Origin of the sequence: Ralstonia sp. NFACC01 (genome assembly GCF_900115545.1) — a bacterium.
GTDB lineage: Bacteria > Pseudomonadota > Gammaproteobacteria > Burkholderiales > Burkholderiaceae > Ralstonia > Ralstonia mojiangensis.
In genome coordinates, this window is sequence record NZ_FOWV01000009.1 from 34,399 (window position 1) to 57,146 (window position 22,748).

Consider the following 22,748-nt stretch of genomic DNA (forward strand, 5'->3'; position numbering starts at 1 on the left):
TTGATCTCGCGCAAGCCGGTCCGACGGCGTGTCGTGGTTCCGCAAAGTCACAGGTTCCCTTGATGTGGCGCAAGGCCACGACACGGCCAGATGAAACGATGGACCCGCGTGCACGCAAGAGGATGCCTCGTGCCATTGGACGCTTCCTATCGGTCCCCCGTGGGCCAGGCCATCGCGCCAATCTTTCCCAAAGCAGGCCCGTGCGCTGCAGCACGAACTGTTCACCGCATCCTTGGATGAGCTGGCTCGTGTTGCGGCGGCACGCCGTATAAGCGAACTGCAGTTGCTCGCCCCCTCAACGGCATGGCGCGCGATCGCCGTTATGGTTTGGCAATCACCAAGCCCTGTGCCGATGCATTGATGCATTACCTGCTGGCAAGCGGCCTAGTCGACCAACCCGTCGTTTCCGGCAAGCTACCGGCGAGGACGCGACACCGTGGGAAACCTTGGTCTGCTCATCACAGGAAGAAAACGCGCCCAGATCATTGAGCATCTCGTGCACTACAACGACGTCGCCACTCGAATATCTGCTGCGGCGGACGATGTGAGAACCGAACTGGCGCATCATCTGAGGTCGTCTGTATGTGCACCGCAACAAATCGCCTGCCGTGCCAATTGGCTTGATCCGTATCAAGGTGCCGGAAATCGTGCGATCAAGAATGAACGCATCGGTGTCAACACCGGCAACCCAACAACCGGAGCCTGACCATGAGCCTGCCAGTCGATATTTCGTTCCAGGGTATTCCGCATTCCAAGGCTGTCGAAGAAACGGTTGCCACCCTTGCAGACCGCTTGAAGCGTATTCGTGGCGATCTCATACGCTGCCGCGTCAGTCTTGCCGTGGGAGCCAAGCATCAACATCAGGGCAAGCCGTTCGACGTCCACGTCAACGTGCTCACCCCGCATGAGACGCATGTTTCGAGCAACAGCTCCAACGAGGACCCATATGTCGCACTTCGCGAGGCTTTCACGCACGTGGAACGCATGCTCGTCGAGGCCAACGACAAACGCGGATCACACTCTTGAGGCGTCGTGGTCGTGTGCATGCGCATGCGCTATTGCATGTGCAAGCCACCATTCACGGCAACGTTGGCACCGGTAACGTAGGCGGCGTCCTCGCCGCACAGAAATGCCACCAGGGCAGCCACTTCTTCCGGCCGGCCGAGACGGCCTACCGGGATTTGCGGAAGAATGCGCTCTTGCATGATCTCGCTGGAAATATCGCGCGTCATTCGCGTGGCGAGATAACCAGGCGAAATCGTGTTGACGGTCACGCCCTTTGACGCACACTCGAGTGCCAGCGCCTTGGTGAACCCGTGTATGCCGGCCTTGGCGGCCGCGTAGTTCGTCTGCCCGAACGCGCCCCGCGATCCATTGACCGACGAGATATTGATAATGCGGCCCCAACCGCGCTCGATCATGCCTTCGTACAGCGGCTTGGTCATGTTGAAGACGGAGTCGAGATCGGTGGCCAGCACGTTCCGCCAGGCATCCAGCGTCATGCGCTTGAAGGTCATGTCCTGCGTGATGCCGGCGTTGTTCACAAGAATGTCGACGGGGCCTACCGTCGTGAGCACATCCGATGCGCATCGCTGGCAAGCGTCGTAGTCGGCCACATCCACTGCGAATGTCTGGAACAGACGTCCTTGGGCACGCTGTTCGGCCAGCCATGCGGTCACACGCGTATTGCGCAACGAATGCGTGACCACAACCCGATGCCCTTGGGCATGCAGACGGACGGCAATGGCTTCGCCCAGACCGCCCATACCACCGGTGATGAGCGCAATGCGATATGTTGTCATGATGGCCTCATCGCGTCGTCGGGCGTGCGCCAGTGCGAGGGCAATCGCGCTTGCACAGCAGCCACTCGTCTGCTCCGGGTTCGATACGCAACCGGACAACGGCATCGACCGGCTGCGCGCCAGCGCGAATGCTCAGGGTCTGCATCACGCCCCGATACGCGGCCGTTATCTGATAACGCCCGCGCGGCAATCGCATATACAACAGCGGTCCTTCCGTGCGCACGCGCAAACGGAGCGTGCCGCGCTCGTCCGCAACCGACACGTCCACGTCCGATAACGCCTCGCCGGTTCTGGCCGACACCACGTTCAGCCGCACATTGAAACGACGTGCCATTGCGTGCATGGTGTCTCGCTCGTCGCTCCCCACACCGCCTGACACATAGGCGATCTCATTCTGGAAGCGAACCTCCGGGGCCGCCGCATCCGGTCCAGCTGCACCAGCGTGCGCGCTGGCGGCAAAAGCCAACGCGGCAAGAAGGCAGCGTGGCGAAAGACGACATGCCTTGCTCATCTCATACCTCATTGCTCTGCGGCCGGCTGACCGACCGTTTGTGCCAGTATCGGAACTTCGTCTTCATTGAGCGACAGGGCCTCTGCCAGAAGACGCTGATTGAGCCAGCCGCGCACCACGCAGCCCAGCCCCGCCGAGGCACAGTAAAGTGATACGTTCTGCGAGATTGCCCCTGCCGCTACGCCGGCAAAGGTTTCGCGCACCGCTCCGGGCATCTGGTCTGCACGCGCATGGTTCACCACGTACACCAGATCCAGCGGCGCCTTGCCGACAAAGTCCTGATATCCGGTGAGGTTGCGCGCGTCCACGGCGTGCTTGAGCCGCAAACGATGCGCCACCGGCTCGTATTCGTAGACGCCCTCTGGCAGCGCGACGTAGATGTCGATTTCATTCAAGCCATGCGCTGACGGCGCGGTGCGCCCGCCCGTTTCTGGCCGGTTGATGCCGTTCGCCGCCCATAGCAATTCGCTCAGTTGCTGCAGAGACAGTGGCGTCGGCGCGAACTCGCGCACGCTTTTTCGCTTGATCAGCGCCGCGGTCAACGTGCCACCGCCATCCAATAGCGGCGGCGCCAGTGCAATGGCTGCCGGCGCAGCGTGGGACGCTGGTGGCGGCAACAGATACTGCACAGGGTCATAAGACAGGAGCATCGCCTCGCTCATGGCATCCACCTCACAAAACTGAAAATCCATCGAACGTGTGTCGCCGCCTAGGCTGAGATGATCACCTTCAGCGCATGTGTCTGCGCAGCATTGCGGAACGTGTCGTAGGCGGTGAGGATGTCATCGAGCTTGAACCGGTGCGTGATGAGCTGCCCAGGCATCAGCTTCCCCGCACGCACTGTTTTAAGGAGCATCGGTGTGCTGACCGTATCCACGAGCCTCGTGGTGATGGCGATGTTCTGGCTCCACAAGGTTTCCAGATGCAGATCTGCCTTGACGCCATGCACGCCAATGTTCGCAATCACCCCACCCGGCGCAACGAGCTGCTGGCAGAGTTCGAACGTCGCGGGCACGCCCACCGCCTCGATTGCACAATCGACTCCTACGCCCTCCGTCAGCCGCTTCACGGCGGCAACCGCGTCTTCATTGGAGACATCAATGCAGGCCGTTGCGCCCAGCCGGCCGGCCACCTCCAGCCGCGCCGCGTTCGTGTCGATCATGATGATCTGCGCGGGCGAGTAAAACTGCGCCGTCAGCAACGAAGCCAGCCCGATGGGGCCGGCACCGACAATCGCCACGCTGCTGCCGGGCTTCACGCGACCGTTGAGCACGCCGCATTCGAATCCGGTCGGAAAGATGTCGGACAGCATGACCAGCGCTTCTTCATCGACGCCTGGCGGCAGTTTGTAAAGGCTGGTCTCGGCGTGCGGAATCCTGACGTACTCAGCCTGCACGCCGTCGATGCGATTGCCCAGGATCCAGCCGCCCGTCTCGCAGTGCGAGTACATGCCGCACCGGCAGTTCGCACATTTGCCGCAAGACGAGATGCACGAGATCAGCACGTGGTCACCAGGCTGGAGCGATGTCACCGCCGCGCCCACTGACTCCACCACACCCACGCCCTCGTGGCCCAGCGTGCGCCCCGACTCGCATGTCGGCACGTCGCCCTTGATGATGTGCAGGTCGGTACCGCAAATGGTCGTCAACGTAACGCGCACTACCGCGTCGCCGGGCGCCTGCAATTCCGGTTTCGGCTTGTCGGCCAGAGTGATCTTGCCGGGCCCTTCGTAGACGAGTGCTTTCATGGCAATCACCAAAGAGGACGATGACTCCATGCTAGGCAACCGCCCTGCGCGGACGTTGATCTACGTCAGGGCGCATGGCGGCAACCGCGCGATATTGACCTCTTGTATCCGGAGGCGAAACTGCGTATGGCCGAACAAGCCACCACTATTCCATGCACGCAGCCAGCGGAAGCCTTGGTCACACGCATGCTTGAGGCGGCAGCGTATCCGCACCCCGCTGCCGATCTGCAGATGATCGAAACCCATCTGTCGTGGGTTTTCCTGGCGGGCGATTTTGCATACAAAGTGCGCAAGCCGATCAAGCTGGACTTCGTCGATTTTTCGACGCTCCGTGCGCGACAGATCGACTGCGAAGAGGAGTGCCGTCTCAACCGCCGCCTCGCCCCAGCGCTATACCTTGGCGTGGTGCCGATCTCGCACGATCCGGCCACGGATGCCATCCGCGTCAATGGACAAGGCGTGCCTTGTGAGTACGCGGTCCGCATGCGCCGCTTCGCCCAGCAAGACGTGCTGAGCACATTGGCCCATGATTCGCAGGTCCGCCCCGAAGAGATCGACGCGCTGGCCGACCTGATTGCAGACTTCCACGCAACCGCGCCTGTCGCCCGCGCCGGTTCAGACGCTGGAACACCTGCAAGCGTTCGGCGCACGCTTGAGGATTGCGCAGCGGGTGTCGTTGCCCTCAGCACGGAACCCCCGATTGCGGCGGCCACGATATCGCTGCTTCGTCAACACGCAAGTCGCCTCGAAGAGACGTTTGCGTCACGCCTGCGCTGCCAGCACATCCGCGAATGCCATGGTGATCTGCACCTGGGCAACATCGTCTTGATCAATGGCCAGCCGACGCCGTTCGACTGCCTTGAATTCTCGCCGTCGCTCCGGTGGATCGACACCATGTACGACACAGCCTTTCTGTTCATGGACTTGCTCGCAGCGGGCCTGCATGCGATGGCGTATCGCCTGATCAACCGTTATCTCGAACGATGTGGCGACTATGGCGGGTTGACGGTACTGCCTTTCTACGCATCGATGCGCGCACTCGTGCGCGCCCGCGTGCTGCTGGAACGCGCCCATCAGTTGGACGGAACGCCCGATCTGGCCGCCAAGCCGCGCGCCGAGGCACGCCGCATGCTCGACCTGTCTCGGGAGCTGCTCTGCCGAAACGACGCCTGCATTCTTCTCATGCATGGCCTTTCCGGCAGCGGAAAATCCACCCGCGCCGCACAGCTTGCCGAAGCAGAAGGGATGATCCGCGTGCGCTCCGATGTTGAACGCCAACGCGTCCAGCATGTCGCCGCCATAGATCGTTACCTGCCCCGTGCGGTCGAACGTACTTATCGGCGTCTGGCCGCCGTTTGCAAGGTGGGCGCGAGGTCTGGTTTTCCGATGATTGCGGACGCGACGTTCCTGGCCGAGCATCAACGCAGACGTTTCTTCTCGCTGGCCCGGCGGTTGAGGGTGGCCGTGGCCATCGTGGACTGCGTTGCCGACGTCGACAGGCTGCGTATGCGCATCCGCAAGCGCATGCGCGGTGGGCTCGACGCATCCGAGGCAGATCTGCACGTGCTGGAGGCCCAGATCGCCACACAACAGCCTCTCAGTGCGGACGAGCGGGCACATGTGATACCTGACGAAATGTCGAACGTGGTGCCTTACATCAAAGGCAAAGGGCAATGATTCTGCACGGCCTGGCTCAGGCAACCAAGTGCCACGAGACCTAGCACTGCGGCGATGGTGTTTCACGCGCGGCCGCCAGTTTGCGCCATATCAACGCACACAACTGCAGAGTGCCTACGCTGCAGATGGAAACCTCATTCGGCGGCCCCGTTCACCTGTCCGCCAAGACCCCACCGGAGATCACAATGCAACAACCTGCTGATATGGCATGCAACCTGGCATGCGTCGCCATGCGCGATATGAGCCGCACCGCCAGCTTCATGCTCGAGGCGCAGATCGACCTGGCCCATTTCCGCCTCAAGCTGGCAGAGGCTGCGCTGGAAGATCTGCGTGCGTTGGAACATGAGCTGAGTGGCACGCATGACTGGACATCGCTGGCCGCTGCGCAGAGCATCTTCATGAAGATGCAATCGAGCCACGGTGCTAACGCTCTGAAGACATGGGCCGATTTCACGAACAAGCTACAGGCGGCCTATTTGCGTCGACTGACTGAGTGGACTCAGCAAATGCAGCAACCTGAAGGACAGACCTCTTCCTCGCAGTTGTTTGCCGCATCATCCGATTCGCTGAAGGCCTTCTTTGACAGCTTCAACCACATGGCTCCGCCAGACTCCGAGGCGAAGAAGAACGGACTGGCCCGCCCAGCAAAGGGAAAAGCTGAACAGACCGCCTGATCGTCACACGCCTCGCCCGTATCGAGCACAAGACGACCGGCAGCCTCCAGCCGCCAGGCTGCCACCTCACTCCAGGAAACCCCATCCATGAATGCCGAGCCACTTTCTCTGAGCATGGATATCGTGGCGGACGACGCAGTGCTGGAAGGCACGTTGGACTGCCCCGGCAATGCAACCGGCCTGGTGATCTTTGCGCATGGCAGCGGCAGTTCGCGGCTCAGCCCGCGCAACCGGTATGTTGCCGATCAGCTTCATGCCGCCGGCTTGGGCACGCTGCTGTTCGATCTGTTGAGTGCCGAAGAGGCATCGCATGCCTCGTGCCGGTTCGACATCGACCTACTGGCGCGGCGTCTGCGTACAGCCACACGCGCGGTGGGCAGCATCGCCCGCGAACGCGGGTTACGCCTCGGGTATTTTGGCGCCAGCACCGGAGCCGCGGCCGCGATCCTGGCAGCGACCGAGTCGGACGACGCCTGCCCGATCGAGGCGGTCGTCAGCCGCGGCGGTCGGCCGGATCTTGCGGGCCCACGCGCACTGGACAAACTCGCCTGCCCGACCCTGCTGATCGTAGGTGCGGCCGATTCGGACGTTCTCGATCTCAACCGGCAAGCGCTGAGCCAGATGCGTTGTGAGAAAGCCCTTGAGACGGTGCCGCACGCAACACACCTTTTTGAAGAAGAGGGTGCCCTCGAACAGGTGGCCGAGCTGGCGCGGGCATGGTTCGTCCGCTATTTGAGCGCTGCCACCCAACCCCAACGACACGCGAGGTAGCCCCGTGCGATTCAAAGATCGATTAGATGCAGCGCGCATGCTGGCGCAGGCGCTGGAAAAGTATCGGGACATGCACCCACTGGTGTTGGCCATCCCAAGGGGTGCGGTTCCAATGAGCGCACTCATCGCACACGCACTCGGCGGTCAGCTTGATGTGGTGCTGGTTCGCAAACTCGGCGCGCCGTTCAACCCTGAACTGGCTGTCGGCTCTGTGGAAGAAGGCGGCTGGACCTACTTCGCACCCTATGCGAGCCGCATTGGCGCGGACACGACATACCTCGAACAGGAAAGCGCTGAACAAATGGAAGTCATCCGTCGGCGCCGTGCGCTCTATACTCCAAATCGCGGTCCGTATGACGTAGAAGGACGCGTTGTGATCGTGGTCGACGATGGGCTGGCGACCGGGGCTTCCATGAAGGCGGCACTCCACGCCATACGGCAGCGTCATCCGCAACGCCTCATCTGCGCGGTTCCCGTGGCGGCGCCGGACAGCCTGGACGAGATCCGACCGCTTGCCGATGAGGTCGTCTGCCTCTACGCGCCGCAGGGCTTCCGGGCGGTAGGTTTGTATTACGCCGACTTTCCTCAGGTGGAAGACGCCGAAGTGCGTGCTGCGTTGGACGTGGCCCCGCAAAGCGAGCGCCAGGCTGGCTGACATGCCCGCTCAATCCAGACCGTATCTGCGCACGTACCAGGCTTTCATCACATAGGCACACAACCCGTAGGCCACTATGATCGCTGCCAGGCACGGCCAGTACGCTGCCGGCAGCGGTACGAAGCCAAACAGCGCCCCGACCGATGTCAACGGCATGGCGACACCCACGCAAGCAATGGCGATGCTGGTCAGCACCAGAGCGGTACTTGCCCGACTTTGCACGAACGGCACCCTGGCTGTGCGGATGATATGGATGATGAGCGTTTGCGTGAGCAGCGATTCAACAAACCATCCGGACTGGAACAGCGCCGGATCCGCCCACGCGTGAAAGACGCCCAGCAGCAGCGCATAGGTCGCAAAATCAAACAACGAACTGACGGGCCCCATGTACAGCATGAACTTCAAGATGCTGCCGATCTCCCATCGTCGTGGTTTGACAAGGTAGTCCTCGTCTACATTGTCGGTCGGGATTGCGGTTTGCGAAAAGTCGTAGAGCAGGTTGTTGAGCAGAACCTGCACCGGTGCCATTGGCAGAAAGGGCAGAAACAGGCTTGCGCCCAGCACGCTGAACATGTTTCCGAAGTTCGAGCTGGCGCCCATCTTGATGTACTTGACGATGTTGCCGAACACCTTGCGCCCTTCCGTCACGCCCTCGCCCAGCACGGCCAGACTTTTCTCCAGCAGGATGATGTCGGCGGACTCCTTCGCAATATCGACCGCGCTATCCACGGAGATGCCGACATCCGCGGCCTTGAGCGCCGGCCCATCGTTAATGCCATCGCCCATGAAGCCCACCACATGGCCCCGGCGGTGCAGTGCCTCGACAATGGCCGCCTTTTGCGCCGGCGATACCTTGGCGAACACCGACGCGCGCTCGGCTACCTCGGCCATCTGGTCAGGTGACATGGCGGCCAGCTCGGTGCCAAGCACCACCGGTTCCACGGCCAGCCCGACCTCGCGACAGATCTTGCGCGCAACAATGCCGTTGTCCCCGGTCAGGATCTTGACTGCCACGCCGCGGGCCTTCAATGCAGCAATGGCAGGGGCGGCCGTATCACGCGGTGGGTCGAGAAAGGCGATGTACCCGAGCAACGTCAGCCCCGACTCGTCTGTGACGACGTACTGGTTTTGCTCGGGCGGCATCTCCTTGTATGCAACAGCCACGACACGGAAACCGTCAGCATTCAGGTTCTCCGCCAGTTGCCGCGTATCTTGGAGGTGGCTTGCCTCCAGCGGGCCAGCCTCGTCGCCGTTCACGTAACGCGCACTGACAGCCAGCACTTCTTCCACGGCACCCTTGCAGATCAGCACATGTTTGCCATCGTCCTGCGCCAGCACCACCGACATGCGCCGCCGCTCGAAGTCAAACGGCAGCTCATCGATCTTCTGGAAACGCGCATGTACATCCAGGCGCTGTTCCAGCTCCACGTGCTTGAGCACGGCCACGTCCAGCAGGTTCTTCAGGCCGGACTGATAGAAGCTGTTAAGAAACGCATACTCCAGTACTTCATCTGATTCTTCACCGCGCAAATCCAGGTGATGCTTGAGGATGATGCGGTCTTGTGTGAGCGTGCCGGTCTTGTCGGTGCACAGCACATCCATCGCACCGAAATTCTGGATGGCGTTGAGCCGCTTGACGATGACCTTCTTGCGCGACATGGCAATGGCGCCCTTGGCCAGATTGACCGTGACGATCATCGGCAGCATCTCGGGCGTCAGACCAACGGCCACGGCCACCGCAAACAACAGCGCCTCGAACCAGTTGCCCTTGGTCAGTCCATTGATGAGAAAGACCGTGGGCGCCATCACCAGGATCAGCGTCAGCATCAGCCAGGTGAACCGGGTAATGCCGCGATCAAAGCTGGTCTGCTCGCGTTGCCCGGCAATCAGGTTCGCCACATGACCAAAGGCGGTCCGGCGGCCGGTGGTCAGGACAACGCCCGTCGCGTAGCCGCTCACCACGGCGCTGCCCATGAAGCACAGATTAGGTCGATCGAAATCTGCCGCAGGTTGACTGTCGGAAGGTTCCGCATGCTTTTCCTGCGGCATAGCCTCACCAGTCAGGGCCGACTGGTTGACGAACACATCCTTCGCGCTGAGCAGCCGCAAGTCCGCCGGCACCATGTCGCCGGCGGAAAGCTGCACGATATCGCCCGGCACCAGTTGCTCGATCGGGATTTCCTGGCTTGCTTCGGCGCCGTCGGAACCGATGCGCCTTACCGTTGCCGTTGTGTGCACCATGCGACGCAGTGCCTCCGCCGCGCGGTTGGAGCGATGCTCCTGCAGAAAGCCCAACACAACGCTCAGTACCACCATGACGGCAATCAGCACCGCCGCCCGTATATCGCCCAACACCGCCGAGACGCCCGCCAGCGAGATGAGCAGCACATTCAGCGGATTGACCGAGCGGCGCACCAGCTCACTCAGCACAGCCTCGTGATGGCCGTTGGCCACGCGGTTGAGCCCGTGTTCACGCAGGCGCTGTGCTGCGGCTTCCTGCGTCAGGCCGTGCGTCTGGGTCTGAAGCCGGCCCAGCACGTCCTGTGAGGCAAGCACCGACCACATCGAGAGATCGTCGGCGGGCAAATGCGGAGACGGCATGGGCATGATGCGCATGGGAAATTGCGTGCAAAGCACCTGGATGTGCAAACCATTAGAGCGCAGGACGCGCGCCGGGCTTTGACGCAACTCAACGCTCGTCGTCACCCCGGCGGTTGCTGTGCGTGTCCCGCTACCGGCGGTTCAATGCTGGCGCCACGCCAACCCCCGCCCAGCGCAAGGAACAGCGCCACGGTGTCTTGCAGCCGCTGTGCACGCACTTGTAGCGTGCCAAGCACGGCTTGCTGATACTGCAGGTCGGCACTCAACACCTGCAGATAGTTAGCAACACCGGCACGGTAGTTCGCGTTGATCTCTTCCAGGGTGGCACTTGCGGCCGCCAGTGCGCGCAACTGTGCGTCAAGCTGCGCTGCATCGTGTTCAAGTGCCCTCAGCACATCGGCCACCTGTTCGAACGACGAGAGCACCACCTGCCGATAGCCGGCATCGGCGGCCTGCAAAGCCTGCCGGGATGCGGAACGACGGAAATACAGGGTGCCGCCCTCAAACAGCGGGGCGGCAAGGCTTGCCCCCACGCTCCAGGCGCCGGCTTTTGCGCCAAACAGATCTGCGCTGCGACCGCTCATCCGGGCGTAGTCTGCGCTCAGGGTCAAACTGGGCAGCATCGCCGCCGTTGCAACACCCACCTCGGCGCTGGCTTGGTGCAGGCGTGCCTGTGCGGCCAGAACGTCGGGCCGCTGGCGCACCAGTTCAGAGGGCACCAGTCTGGGCAGGTCCGCCGGCAGTTGCAGCCCATTGAGCGCAACGTCTACGGGGTCTGTCTCCGAAGGAAATCGGCCGGCCAGCACCACCTGCAGATGCGCAGCCTGGTCACGCTTTTGCTCCAGCGGCGGCAGTGATGCCTCCAACGACGCCAATTGCGAGGCAAGGCTCAACTCGCTGGCATGCGCCGTGACGCCGGCTTCGACCTGCGCATGCGCAATCTCCACTTGCTCGCGCACCACGGAAATCAGGCGGCGCGTGGTGTCGATTTCCGCCCGATAGGCGGCATGGGCAATCACGGTGTTCACCAGATTGCCGGTCAGGGTGAGGTAGGCAGCGGCCACTACATACCTTTGCTCTTCCGCCTGCGCCGCCAGTGCTTCCACCGCACGCCGATTGCCGCCAAAGATATCGACCGCGTAACTGATGGATGCCCCCAGTGTCCACAGCATAAAAAGGCTTGGCGCGCCGGTCTGCCCGAGCCTGGCGGGCACCGCTGCCTGACGTGACACATCGGCTGATCCAGCCACCTGCGGATAGAACACTCCAGCGCCAGCTCGCAACAAGTCTTGCGCGGCGCGCAGGTTTGCTTCTGCCTGCTGCAGGCTCGGGTTGGCCGTAATGGCTGCTTCCATGGCCTGATCAAGCGCAGGACTGCCGAGGGCGTGCCACCAGTCTGCAGGCACTGTGGCAGCCGTGAAGCGCTGCGCAATGCCATCTGCAGAGGCAGCCTGGGCAGGATCGCCATCATGAAGATAGCGATCGACGCCGGGCGCAGGCGGTGCGTGAAAATCCGGTCCGACGGCACAGCCCGAAACCATCAGCGCTGCGGCCATCGCACACGCCACCGTTTTCACGACGCCCCCTGCAGATAGACGTCGACCAGCTGGCCGGGATAGACGGCGAGCTTGTCAGGCTGCTTGAAGCGAAAAAGCAACGGAAGCACGCGCACATCCACGCGTTCCGAGCGCAGGTCGGATAACTCGACCTTGGGCGACACGTAGGGCTGCACGCGCACAAACTCCAGCGGCACGCTGACATCGGTGCCGCGCACGAACATGCGTGCCTGTACCGAGCCCGGCGGAAGGCGGTGCACCAGAATCTCGTCCACATACACACGCACGGCCAGCTTGTTCTGACCGGTGCTCATCGTGACCAGGGGCACGTTGGCTCGCGTGTAGGCGTCATAGGTACCCTGCGGCGATACATAGCCACCCATCGCCGTGTTGACGGACATGACAACACCGTCCATCGGCGCCCGCACGGCATATTTTTCGAGCAGCGCCGCTGCCGCTGCCGCACCCTTCTGCAAGGCATCGCGCTGTTTCTGCAGCGTACGGATGTCGTAGCTCCAGGCGCCGGCGCGCGTCAGGTCGTACTGACGTTGCGCAACAGCAAGATTGCCGTGCGCCACCCGTACCGCGTTGGCAGCGTTGTCCATTGCATCGCGACTGACGGCCTTGGGGTTGAGCCGGGCAGCCGCCTCAAGCTTATCCAACTGATCCTGCACGGTGCGCAAACCGGCATCTGCGGCGCTCACCTGTGCACGGGTGACCTCCAGCGCTTCCTTACGCGGTTGGGCCAGCAGCGCGTTCAACTGGGCATCGACGGCATCCGCTTGCGACTGCTGTTGTGCCGTCAGGGCGCGTTGCACGGAATCCTCGATCTGGATCAGGACATCGCCGCGCTTGACCGCTTGCCCTTCCTGCACGGCGATACGCGCGACAGTGCCCGACACCTCGGCATACAGGTTCAGATTGGCACCGCTAGGCTGATCGCTTTCGACAATGCCGTTGGCGTAAATGCCCGTCGCGTACGGATTGGCAGCGGGTTGGAAAACAGGCGGCAGCGGTGGCTTCTGCCGTGCGTAGTAGATGGCCGCCCCAACCCCAGCCAGCGCGCCGATCACAGAGAGCACAAACAACCATCGGATCTTCATCGCATCTCTCCGTGTTCAATGCGGCTCAGCTTGCCATCCTCCATATCGAGGATGCGGCTGGCCATGTCGAGGATGCGCGCGTCGTGCGTCACGATCACGATGCAGCGGTGCGCGTTCAGGATTTCCGTCTTTACGAACTGCATGATGGAGCGGCCGGTGTCGCCATCCAGCGATGCGGTGGGTTCATCCAGGATGAGGATGTCGGGCTGCGAAACGATGGCGCGTGCAATCGCCACGCGCTGCTGCTCTCCACCGCTGAGCTTGACCGGCGGCAACTGCGCACGGTTCTTCAGCCCAACCACATCGAGGTAATGCATGGCTTGGTCGAGCGCTGTGTCCCACGCGACATGCCGCAGGATCAGCGGAATGGCGACGTTCTCGACCGTGGTGAGGCGCGGGAACAGGTGGTAGTCCTGAAACACGAAGCCGATCTTGCTCAAGCGGAAATCGGCTAGTGCGTCGCCGCCCAGGCTCCAGATATCGACCCCGTCCACGACAGCGCGGCCGCCATCCGGGCGCAGAATGCCGGAGATCACGCTCAGCAACGTGGTCTTGCCGCTACCCGAGGGCCCGACGATGAACAGCATCTCGTTGAATTCGGCCTCGAAACTGACCTGCATGAGCGCGCGAGTACGCGCCTCGCCCTCGCCAAACCATTTATCGAGCGCCTGTGCGGCAATGGCAACGTTGGCCACGATCAACCCCGGAAGATGTCAAAGGGCTCGATGTGCAGGACCTTACGCACGCCGATATAGCCCGATATACCGGCGATCACGATCACCATGGCCAGCGCCAGCATCAGATTGGTGAACGTGATCATGGCTGCGTAGTCCGGAATGCGAAGGCGCACCAGCGCAATCGACGCGGCGCATAGGCCGATGCCCAGCCCGTAGCCCACCAGCGCAACGAACGTGGCCTGGAAAACGATCATCGTGACCAGCTCACGCCCCTTGGCTCCGATGGCCTTGAGTGCGCCAAAGCGCTCCAGGTTTTCGAGAATGAAGGTGTAGAACGTCTGCCCCGATATGGACAGCCCTACCACGAAGCTGATCACCGTCATCAGCAGGATGTTGGTGCCAAGCCCGGTCTGGAAGGTATAGAAGTGCGAAATGCGGCTGATGAACTCTTCCTTGGTCAGGGCGCGATAACCGAGCCGGTCTACCGCGCGTTCGATCGCTGCAATGTCGGCTTCGGTCTTGGGCTCGATCAGGATGTACGACATCGTGTAGCGCGTACCGGGCAGATATTGCACAGCGCGACGGTACGTTGTGTACAGGGTGGGCACGCCAAACAATCCGCTGGTCGCCACCTCGCCAATGCCGACGATCACTCCCCGGTGGTCATTAACCTCGAACTCGGTGCCGATATGCGGGTTTTCCAGCTTTCCGAACTCGGCGTCCTGGATGACGATGAAAGCGTTCTCGCCGTACAGATCCTGGATACGGCCGCTGAGCATGTGCGGGCGGCCGAACAGGCTGGTGTCGTCGATGCCGACGACGGTCACAGGCTGATATGTCCCGCTCTTCAGGCGCACAAGTGCACCACCTGAATACAGCGGCACGGCAAACTTCACACCGTGAATGCTGCGCACCGCATCAAGAACATACTCCGGCATGCCGATCGTGTTGGCCACGGTGTTGACAGCCGGGTCCATGACCCACATGCGTGCGCCGATGTTGTACACGGCAGACGAAGACCGATTGAGCACGCCCGCAAACAGCGACGTCATCTCAATCATCAGAAACACCGCAAACGTAATGCCGACCAGCAAGCCGCTCAGCTTGGCCTTGTCATTGACCAGCAGCTTGTAAGCGAGTTTGAGAATGGCTTGCACATGGCCCCCTTGGCCATGCACGGCAGACAGGGGAGCGCCCCGGGGTGATACCGACCGGCCGATGCATGTGCATCAACGATAGCGATTCCGGGGCGGCGGCCTTTGATGTGTCGCAAGGCCGGGCTCAGTCCTGCGGAGAATGCGCTACAGCGTATCGTCGTCGGAAAACAAGCGATGACGTATCGCGTAACGCACGAGGGCGGCTTCGCTGGAGAGCTGCAGCTTGTCCATCAGCCGCATCTTGTAGGTGCTAATGGTCTTGGCGCTCACACACAGACTGGTGGCAATCTCGGTCAAGGGCTCGCCTCGCACCAGCCGCCGATAGACCTCCATCTCACGATCGGACAGGCGCGTGTGGGCCGCCTCCTCGCTGGGCTCGCCCAGGCTGTGCGCAAGCTTCTCCGCCATGGGCGGGCTGACATACGTGCCGCCGCTCGCCACCTTCTGCAGCGCGGTGACCAGTTCGGTCGCGGCGCTTTCCTTCGTCAGGTAGCCGGCCGCCCCTGCACGGAAGGCGCGGGCCACGTACTGTTCTTCAGCATGCATGGTCAGCACCAGCACGCGCACCCTGGGGTGATCGTCGTGCAGCTGGCGGAGCAGTTCCAGCCCGCTGCGCCCCGGCATCGAAAGATCCAGCACGATCACCTGCGGTTGGTTGTCACGCACCAGTTGCAAGACCTGCGTACCGTCGGACGCTTCGCATGCGACTTCAAAATCGCCCGCGCGCTCCAGGATATGGCGCACGCCATCGCGCATCACGGCATGATCGTCGGCGATCATCACGCGAATCATGTCCGCGCCTCCTCAGTGGCTTCGTGAACGGCGGGAAAGCTCACGCTCAGGCGAAAGCCGCCGCCAGGCGCATGGGTGATCGTTGCCTGCCCGCCCAATAACCGGGCACGTTCGCGGATGCCAAGCAACCCCAGTGGCTTGCGTTCACCCACCGCCGGCGGCGCCCCACTCCAGCCATGCCCATTGTCTTGAATGGACAACTCCAGCAGGTCATCCTGCTGCGAGAACGCGATCTCAACGCGAGTGGCATCGGCGTGGCGCACGACATTGTTGAGCGCCTCCTGCACGATCCGAAAGACCGAGATGGCAGCGCGCTCGTTCATTGCCAGCTCTTGCGCATGCACGTTCACGACCAAGCCAAAGCGCTGGCGAAAATTCTTGGCCATCCATTCGATGGAGGGCACGAGCCCCAGCTCATCCAGCAAGGGCGGCCGAAGGTCAGCAGAGATCTGTCGCACAGCAACAATCGTCTCGTCGATCACGTGTTGCATCGCCTGCGTCTGGTCGATTAGCGCCTTGTCACTTCCTGCGGCCCGCAGATCCGCCGCCAGCAGCGAAATGTCCATCTTGAGTGCGCTCAGACGCTGGCCCAGATCGTCGTGCAGCTCACGGGCGATGCGGTGCCGCTCTTCTTCGCGCGTGGCCAGAACGCTGTCCGACAGATGCTGCAGTTCTTCCTGAGAGCGCCGCAGCGCCGCTTCCGCGCGGACACGTTCCGTGGTGTCACGCAGCATCACCGTGAAGAGCTTGCCCCCGTTCACCTCGATCTGTGAAATCGACGCTTCGATCGGGAATTCCCGCCCATCGGTATGCAGGGCAAACAGCGGGCGCTGCTTGCCCATCTGGCGCTCCGACACGCCCGTCACCCCGAAACGCCGCACGTGCGCTTCGTGCGCGCCGCGAAACCGCTCAGGAATGAAGTTTGACAACTGCCGGCCGATGGCATGGCGAGCCGGACAACCAAACAGGGTTTCGGCCATGGGATTGAACAGCACGATGCGTTGGGCTTCATCCACGGAAATGATGGCTTCCATGGACGAACGAATGATGCCGGCCAGCCGGGCTTCGCTCTTTTCAAGGTAGGTCACGTCCCGGGCGACAGCGGCTCGCAACTTCCGAAGCCGCAGCCAATAGAACACCAGTGCGACAACCGCAGCGATGCTTGCCGCGGCCAACAGGATGAAGTGGGCATCCCAAGCCCGGAAGGCGACGGCTCGCAGAGCAACCGTCGCGGCCAGCAGCAAAATCGCAAGCCCCCCCGCCATCAGTTCGGCCGAAGTGGATTGCAGTTGCGGCAGGCGCCGGTGCGTTGCCTTCGAGGATTGAGTGTCTTGGTCCGCCACCGCACACCGGAAAAGGGCTTAGAAGCAAACAACATATCGCATTCCGGGAGCGGCTGATACTCCCCATGTGACGGAGAAGCCCTCCGGAAAACCCTGCTGTGGCTGTCAGGAAACCCTGACAGGGGCATGGCGCATCCCGACGCACATCTCAGCGCCGCCTGATTTCGCGCAAACGCCGCGCCTCCGATACTTCTGCCTACGGACACCGAGCCTTGATGGAGGGCAGTGACCGGATACCCACCACCTCACCGAGGATGTGTGGTTCAAAGACCACAGACGCCTTCCGGAGCCGCCCCATGATTCCGCGCACGATAGAGTCCCCCGTACCCGTTGAACTTCGGCAGCCTGCTGCGCTGCCCCAACTCAGGCTGGTGCGCGACGCCACACAGGCCCGGGAGACTACGCCACTGATCCCGAACAGCCAATGTGGCAATTGCATGATGCATTGGACCTGTATCGCGAGCGCTGTGCCATCCGGGCAACGCGAACAGCTCGATCAGATGGTGCACACCTGGCGCAAGATCGCCAAAGGCGAAGCACTCTTCCGCGCAGGTGACAGCTTCCACGCGCTCTATGCCATTCGGTCGGGATCGTTCAAAACGGTCGTGTCGCACCCCAACGGCGCAAGTCACGTCACCGGATTCCAATTGCCGGGCGAAACGCTTGGCCTGGACGGCATTGCCGCAGATCGCCACACCTGCGATGCGATTGCCCTGGAAGACAGCACGGTCTGCTCCATGCCGTTCCACTGCATTGAAGACCTGTGCCAGGACATCCGCCCACTGCAACGTCGCCTTCACCAATTGATGGCTGAAGAGATCGTGCGCGAGTCAGGCCTCATGCTGCTGCTCGCCGGGCTGAGCGCGGAAGCGCGTGTTGCCACCTTCCTGCTGAATCTCTCCACGCGCATGCAGGACCGCGGGTACTCCGCTTTGAGCTTCACGCTGCGCATGACCCGCGAAGAAATCGGCAGCTACCTCGGCATGCAGCTTGAGACGGTCAGCCGTGCGCTGTCGAGATTCCAGCGCGAAGGCTGGATCGTCGTGAGTGGCAAGAACATCGAGCTGACTGACAAGGCGGCACTGACGGAGCTTTGACCGCTCGCCCTGCCGCTCAAAAAATCACGCCGCCCCGCTTTTTCTGGTGGGGCGGCGTTTTTCCTGCATTATTTCCAACCTTACGGCGTGATCTGGAGATGATCGATGACTTCCGTCACGCCAGGTGCGGACCATGCCGCGCCCTTGGCCGCGCGCCGCTCCGATGCCGAACCAATGTGGCCACTGAGCGTCACCGTCCCGCCATGAACGGAGACCTGGATGTGGTCGGCCTCACGCGCGGCATGCCGCTTGAGCGCCGCACCGATCTGCTCGGCAACATTGGCTGGCGCCACGCGTGCTTTGATTCGCAGCCGGTTGATCAGCCCCGCTACACCGCGCAACGATCCCACCGCATGCGCCGCCTGCTCGCTCTGGTATGGCCAGTCCACCTCACCCGAGAGCGTCACCCAACCGTTTTCGACCAGCACCTCGATGCGGTTGGACGGCAAGCTGACCTGCCATTCAAGTGCGGCACGGGCGGCTTGAGCGACATCCTCGTCCGTGTGTGCTCCCGGCAGGCGGACTTCGATCTTCTGCACGACCCCGCGCACGCCGGCAACACGCTCAGCCGCATGCTCGGCAGCGACCTTCTCCATGTAGCTGCGCACGTGGCCGGTCAGCGTCACCACGCCGTTGTCCACTTCCACACCAATCGCTGCGGCATCCACCGCAGGTTCCCAAAGCAGTTCGTCGTTGACGTCCTGCTTGATACCCAGATCGCTTTTCATAACTCGCTCCTGCTAGATAGAGTCGCCTCGCTATGCCCGGCGGCGCTCGAGCGCTGTTTGGCAAGGCAGACAGCGCATGGCAGTCGGCTGGGCTTGCAGGCGTAAAAACGGAATCGCTTCGCCGCAATCGACGCAGATACCGTAGCTGCGCTGCTCCATACGCTCGCGTGCAGCGTTCAGTTGCTCAAGCTCGCTTCGGTAACGGGCGAGCATGACGTCGTTCGTTTGGTCGCCGGCCTCTTCATCGGCAAGCTCTGCGTTTTCGAACGGCGCTTCACGCGGCACCGGCTCAGCCGATGCGCCCAGCGCAGACAACTGGCGCTGCACGCGTGCTTCCTGTTCGTCGAGCAAGCTCCTCAGCCGTTTCCATTGCGCCTCGGTAAAGCGGGTCATGCCCAGTCTCCTTCTGTTGAATCAGCGTCGCGCGGCGTGTCGGCGTTAGGCTTCCGTGGGCGACAGCCAAGCCGCGCGCTGCCGCGATTGCTCCCACCGGCCAGCGGTCTTCACCTGATCGATAAAGCCCGCCATCTCCTCCTGCGACAACCCGCTGAGCACATCGCGCTGGAACAACGCCAGCACAGGTGCAGGAATGGTCGCGGTGATGCGCATGATTTCTTCTACCGCACGGAATGCCCCGCGCGCCGCCATGACGCAAATGACGGAAAGGTGCGTGGACCCCAGCAATTGGTCAGCCAGGAAGTCCCGCATGGGCGAAGCCAGGTGGCCCATCCAGATGGGTGCGATCACGATGACGTGTTCGATTTCATCAAGGGGCGGACCTTCATAGCGATACTTGGCGCGCGCATGGAATACCGTTTCGATGACACAGCGCGCATCTCCCAGGAAGCCGGCGCGCGGATGCTCGTCCGTCACCTCGGCAAGCTGCCATCCGCTCTGCGCGGCCATCTGCTCGGCCACCTGACGTGCCGTGCCGGTGCGCGAGTAGTACACGATCAGCTTCTTTTCCATCTCGTACTCCAGGGATTTCGAAAGCAGTGGAACGGGGAAATTGCTTTTAGGAGCCAACCCACATCTGATCGACGACAGAACGCACGCCTGGCGCATCCCATGCGGCCTCGCGGGCCGCTCGGCACTCGTTGAGGTTGCGCAGCGGCCCGCACAAGGTCACCGTGCCGTCTGCCACGGAAACACTCAGGCGCGAGGCGTCGACCGCTGCCAGGCGTTGCAGTGCCTTTGCAATGCGATCGCTCAGGTCCGCCGGGCCGGCGGCGGCACGCAATGTCAGCCCATTGGCCACGGACTTCACGCCGTGCACCCTGTGCACCGTGTCCAGTGCTGCGCGGCGCTGGAAGTCCTGTTCGACTTCACCGCGCAGCGTCACCGCGCCGTCTTCGACAGTGATCTGGACAGCATCCGGCGGCACCGACGCATTCCAATGCAGCGCACTGCTGATCGCCTGCGCAATCTCGTCATCCGGGCGCGCCATGTCTGGCGGCATCCGTACATCCACATGGATGACAAGCGCGGTCACGCCGGCAACGCGCCGGATCGCTTCCTCAGCGGCATGCTTGTCGGCGAATGTGTCGACGCCGCCGGAGAGCGTGACGACGCCGTCCTTAGCCTGCACTGCAAAGCGGCTGGCATCCACCGCCGGGTCCCATTGCAGTTCCTCTTCGACATCGTGCTTGAGCTGGATATCGTTCTTCATGGTGATCTCGTCGGGTTCAATTGGAGTCGAGGCTCAGTGCGACATCAGCGCCGGCACGGTCATCGTCTTCAGCAGGGTGCGCGTCACCCCGCCCAGCACAAGTTCGCGCAGGCGGCTGTGCCCGTAGGCACCCATCACGATCAGATCAGCATTGAAGTCGGCCGCACGCGAGAGCAACAGCTCACCCACGGCGGTGTCGGAATCTGCACAGTCGGCCTCTTCCACCGTTGTATGAATGCCGCGCGCGTTCAGCGCACGCGCCACCTGACCCACCGTGGTTTCTTCGGCCCAGTGCTTGGGCTGCTTGCTGGTGATCTGCAGCACGTGCACATTTGCGCCCGCCATCATTGGCATGGCGTCGTGCAGCGCACGGGCCGCTTCGCGGCCGCCGCTCCAGGCGACGAGCACACGCTTGGGCAGCGCCGTAAAGTTGCCGGTGTACGGCACTACCAACACGGGGCGGCCGGACTCCAGGATCAGGGTTTCCACAAAGTCGCCAGCGATAAATTCGTCCGGGTCATCGTGGTTCCGTTGACCAACGACGAGAAGATCCGTCTCCCGCGCTTCACGCAGCACGAGTGCCACGGGGTCGCCTTCCACTGCACGCCACTCCGTTTCCACCCCAAGGCTTTCCGTCGCCTGGCGAAAGCGCGCGTGTACGGCATCGCGGATGCCGTCGCGGCGGATGCGGTCTTCCTCCAGATACCGTGCAGCGTTCTCCATCATGTAGAACCAGCTGAGGCTCGGCGCAAAGCTCGCATAGATGCCGACGAGTTTGGCGCCGTGCGCCTGTGCGTACTGCGCCGCAAGGTTGAGGCGGTGCATGGCGCGTTCGCTGCGGTCCAGATGCACCATCACACTGGCGTAGCTCATGGTCAGATCCTGATGTCGTGTCAGAAGATGAACTGCCCGGTTAGGCAATGACGGCATTGCTCAGCGGTTCCGTGGCCGTGTGCGGCGTTTCCGTCGGCAACGCGTGCACGAGCAGCACCGGCAGTGTGCTCAGCCGTACAACGCTCTCGGCCACGCTACCCAGGAACAGACGCCGGAAGCCGCGACGCCCGTGCGTGCCAAGCACCAGGACTTGCGCGCCGACGTTTTGGGCCGCCTGTTCAATGGCAGTACCGATATCGAAGGTTCCGATGGGGTCGTCAACCACCACGCTGTGAACGTGCACGCCGGCCTTTTCGGCCTTGGCACGCGCGTCGGCAACGATTTGATTGCCTTGTTTGACCAAGGCCTCGGTAAAGGCGCCGACATCGATATAGCCAACGTCGTACATCAGATACGAGTTGTCGATCACATGGGCGATGACCAGCTCAGAGCCAAGCTTTTGCGCAAGCTGGATTGCCTCGTCCAGCGCGCGATCTGCTGTCGGACTGCCGTCCACCGCTACCAGAATCCTGTCGTACATGATGTGCCTCCATCGAATCCGTCGTCCGCCCCGAACGGGGTTGCTGGATTCCATGTTGGACCACCATGCGGATCACCCCTTGATTTACATCAGCGTTTGGCGCACCGGATGCCTGGGCGATGCCACTTGATCTGCCTCAAGGGCTTGCGCCCCACGCTCGATAGACTCATCCGCAATCGGCTGCCCCTCTAGTGCAGTCTGGAAAAGCTCACGGCACTTTGTGCGGGATCAACTTCTGACACCGGCCCATTCTTATAGTGAAAGTGAAAACGTACGCGCATCGGAGTTCAGCATGAGGGTCGACGAGATTTGCTCACACCGCATCGTCCACGTTCAGGCAACGGCGACGCTGCAGCAAGCCGCCCGGTTGATGCGGGACGAAAGCGCCCGCGCGTTGCTTGTCACGGAACACACCGCTGGGGGTTCGCGCGTGGTGGGCATCGTGACAGACCGGGACATGGTGGTGCACGGCATTGCCAGCCACGGCGACTGCACCCAGATCGCCGTATCGGAGGTCATGACGCGCGGCCTTCTGACCATCCACGATGACGCGGTGATCAGTGAAGCCTTGCGCTCGATGCTGAGCCACGGCCTGCACCGTCTGGCCGTGGTCGATCGTCAACAACGGCTGGTGGGCATGCTCAGCCTGGACGACACCATCCGCGCCATCGGCGGCGAATGGACCTTGCTGGCCGGCATTCTCGGCCGCGACAACGCTACCGGGTCTCGCCAGCATGAGCCGTGCGATTTGATTCTCTAAGTCTTTACCCACCG

The 22,748-nt window shown here is 62.2% G+C and carries 25 protein-coding genes; 8 read left to right on the top strand and 17 right to left on the bottom strand.

Annotated features, from left to right (window positions below; translation table 11 throughout):
- Positions 1-436: 436 nt before the first annotated feature.
- Together BM136_RS25650 and BM136_RS20835 are read left to right on the top strand one after the other, a co-directional pair.
- The gene (locus tag BM136_RS25650; RefSeq protein ID WP_254775716.1) at positions 437-706 is read left to right on the top strand and encodes a hypothetical protein; all 270 of its coding nucleotides are present in this window, start codon (positions 437-439) and stop codon (positions 704-706) included.
- Between the two features lie 2 nt (positions 707-708).
- On the top strand, positions 709-1,026 hold the full coding sequence (locus tag BM136_RS20835; protein WP_092975193.1) for an HPF/RaiA family ribosome-associated protein: 318 nt from the start codon (positions 709-711) through the stop codon (positions 1,024-1,026).
- 29 nt (positions 1,027-1,055) lie between these two features.
- On the opposite strand, the gene phbB is transcribed toward BM136_RS20835, so the two are convergent.
- From phbB to BM136_RS20855, 4 genes are all read right to left on the bottom strand, one after another.
- Positions 1,056-1,802, bottom strand: coding sequence for an acetoacetyl-CoA reductase (gene phbB, locus BM136_RS20840; protein WP_092975196.1), 747 nt, complete (start codon positions 1,800-1,802; stop codon positions 1,056-1,058).
- Positions 1,803-1,809: 7 nt separating this feature from the next.
- Positions 1,810-2,145 carry a carboxypeptidase regulatory-like domain-containing protein gene (locus tag BM136_RS20845; protein WP_254775717.1) on the bottom strand — a complete coding sequence of 112 codons (336 nt, stop codon included), beginning with the start codon at positions 2,143-2,145 and terminating at the stop codon, positions 1,810-1,812.
- A 176-nt stretch (positions 2,146-2,321) separates the two neighbouring features.
- Positions 2,322-2,975 carry a nitroreductase family protein gene (locus BM136_RS20850; protein ID WP_092975568.1) on the bottom strand — a complete coding sequence of 218 codons (654 nt, stop codon included), beginning with the start codon at positions 2,973-2,975 and terminating at the stop codon, positions 2,322-2,324.
- Positions 2,976-3,022: 47 nt separating this feature from the next.
- Positions 3,023-4,060 carry a zinc-dependent alcohol dehydrogenase family protein gene (locus BM136_RS20855; protein ID WP_092975571.1) on the bottom strand — a complete coding sequence of 346 codons (1,038 nt, stop codon included), beginning with the start codon at positions 4,058-4,060 and terminating at the stop codon, positions 3,023-3,025.
- A gap of 126 nt (positions 4,061-4,186) precedes the next feature.
- Here BM136_RS20855 and BM136_RS20860 point away from each other — a divergent pair, with 126 nt between their 5' ends.
- From BM136_RS20860 to BM136_RS20875, 4 genes are all read left to right on the top strand, one after another.
- Entirely contained in the window at positions 4,187-5,737 is a 1,551-nt protein-coding gene (locus tag BM136_RS20860; RefSeq protein ID WP_092975202.1) for a bifunctional aminoglycoside phosphotransferase/ATP-binding protein, read from the top strand.
- Positions 5,738-5,922: 185 nt separating this feature from the next.
- Positions 5,923-6,411: a hypothetical protein gene (locus tag BM136_RS20865; protein ID WP_092975205.1), complete on the top strand. Its 489-nt coding sequence runs from the start codon at positions 5,923-5,925 to the stop codon at positions 6,409-6,411.
- 87 nt (positions 6,412-6,498) lie between these two features.
- The gene (locus BM136_RS20870; RefSeq protein ID WP_092975208.1) at positions 6,499-7,182 is read left to right on the top strand and encodes a dienelactone hydrolase family protein; all 684 of its coding nucleotides are present in this window, start codon (positions 6,499-6,501) and stop codon (positions 7,180-7,182) included.
- 4 nt (positions 7,183-7,186) lie between these two features.
- A complete protein-coding gene (locus BM136_RS20875) occupies positions 7,187-7,837 on the top strand; it encodes a phosphoribosyltransferase (RefSeq protein ID WP_092975211.1) in 651 nt (216 codons plus the stop codon).
- Between the two features lie 9 nt (positions 7,838-7,846).
- Here BM136_RS20875 and mgtA read toward each other — a convergent pair whose 3' ends face one another.
- The 7 genes from mgtA to BM136_RS20910 form a co-directional block, all read right to left on the bottom strand.
- Entirely contained in the window at positions 7,847-10,438 is a 2,592-nt protein-coding gene (gene mgtA, locus BM136_RS20880) for a magnesium-translocating P-type ATPase (RefSeq protein WP_254775719.1), read from the bottom strand.
- Positions 10,439-10,539: 101 nt separating this feature from the next.
- Positions 10,540-11,994: an efflux transporter outer membrane subunit gene (locus tag BM136_RS20885; protein ID WP_175537184.1), complete on the bottom strand. Its 1,455-nt coding sequence runs from the start codon at positions 11,992-11,994 to the stop codon at positions 10,540-10,542.
- A gap of 17 nt (positions 11,995-12,011) precedes the next feature.
- On the bottom strand, positions 12,012-13,097 hold the full coding sequence (locus tag BM136_RS20890; RefSeq protein WP_092975219.1) for an HlyD family secretion protein: 1,086 nt from the start codon (positions 13,095-13,097) through the stop codon (positions 12,012-12,014).
- On the bottom strand, positions 13,094-13,798 hold the full coding sequence (locus BM136_RS20895; RefSeq protein ID WP_175537185.1) for an ABC transporter ATP-binding protein: 705 nt from the start codon (positions 13,796-13,798) through the stop codon (positions 13,094-13,096). Before BM136_RS20895 ends, BM136_RS20890 begins: the two co-directional genes overlap by 4 nt.
- Positions 13,795-14,931 carry an ABC transporter permease gene (locus BM136_RS20900; protein ID WP_092975221.1) on the bottom strand — a complete coding sequence of 379 codons (1,137 nt, stop codon included), beginning with the start codon at positions 14,929-14,931 and terminating at the stop codon, positions 13,795-13,797. Before BM136_RS20900 ends, BM136_RS20895 begins: the two co-directional genes overlap by 4 nt.
- A 144-nt stretch (positions 14,932-15,075) precedes the next feature.
- Positions 15,076-15,723: a response regulator gene (locus BM136_RS20905; protein ID WP_092975223.1), complete on the bottom strand. Its 648-nt coding sequence runs from the start codon at positions 15,721-15,723 to the stop codon at positions 15,076-15,078.
- On the bottom strand, positions 15,720-17,066 hold the full coding sequence (locus BM136_RS20910) for a PAS domain-containing sensor histidine kinase (protein ID WP_092975226.1): 1,347 nt from the start codon (positions 17,064-17,066) through the stop codon (positions 15,720-15,722). The genes BM136_RS20905 and BM136_RS20910 overlap by 4 nt, the downstream gene beginning before the upstream one ends.
- A 296-nt stretch (positions 17,067-17,362) precedes the next feature.
- Between BM136_RS20910 and BM136_RS20915 the strand changes: the two genes are divergently transcribed.
- A complete protein-coding gene (locus BM136_RS20915; RefSeq protein WP_092975229.1) occupies positions 17,363-18,163 on the top strand; it encodes a helix-turn-helix domain-containing protein in 801 nt (266 codons plus the stop codon).
- A gap of 80 nt (positions 18,164-18,243) precedes the next feature.
- Here the strand turns inward: BM136_RS20915 and BM136_RS20920 are convergent, their stop codons facing one another.
- From BM136_RS20920 to BM136_RS20945, 6 genes are read right to left on the bottom strand one after another with little or no spacing between them, the layout of a single operon-like run.
- Positions 18,244-18,891 (bottom strand): BON domain-containing protein, encoded by a 648-nt coding sequence (locus tag BM136_RS20920; RefSeq protein WP_092975231.1) that lies wholly within the window; start codon positions 18,889-18,891, stop codon positions 18,244-18,246.
- Positions 18,892-18,921: 30 nt separating this feature from the next.
- Positions 18,922-19,284: a TraR/DksA family transcriptional regulator gene (locus BM136_RS20925; protein WP_092975234.1), complete on the bottom strand. Its 363-nt coding sequence runs from the start codon at positions 19,282-19,284 to the stop codon at positions 18,922-18,924.
- Between the two features lie 45 nt (positions 19,285-19,329).
- On the bottom strand, positions 19,330-19,860 hold the full coding sequence (locus BM136_RS20930; RefSeq protein WP_092975237.1) for a flavodoxin family protein: 531 nt from the start codon (positions 19,858-19,860) through the stop codon (positions 19,330-19,332).
- A gap of 46 nt (positions 19,861-19,906) precedes the next feature.
- A complete protein-coding gene (locus BM136_RS20935; protein WP_092975240.1) occupies positions 19,907-20,560 on the bottom strand; it encodes a BON domain-containing protein in 654 nt (217 codons plus the stop codon).
- A gap of 33 nt (positions 20,561-20,593) precedes the next feature.
- Complete coding sequence (locus tag BM136_RS20940) at positions 20,594-21,433, bottom strand: universal stress protein (RefSeq protein WP_092975243.1); 840 nt, start codon at positions 21,431-21,433, stop codon at positions 20,594-20,596.
- A gap of 40 nt (positions 21,434-21,473) precedes the next feature.
- Positions 21,474-21,974, bottom strand: a complete 501-nt coding sequence (locus tag BM136_RS20945; RefSeq protein WP_092975246.1) for a universal stress protein — start codon at positions 21,972-21,974, stop codon at positions 21,474-21,476.
- 292 nt (positions 21,975-22,266) lie between these two features.
- Here BM136_RS20945 and BM136_RS20950 point away from each other — a divergent pair, with 292 nt between their 5' ends.
- On the top strand, positions 22,267-22,734 hold the full coding sequence (locus tag BM136_RS20950; RefSeq protein ID WP_092975248.1) for a CBS domain-containing protein: 468 nt from the start codon (positions 22,267-22,269) through the stop codon (positions 22,732-22,734).
- Positions 22,735-22,748 lie beyond the last annotated feature (14 nt).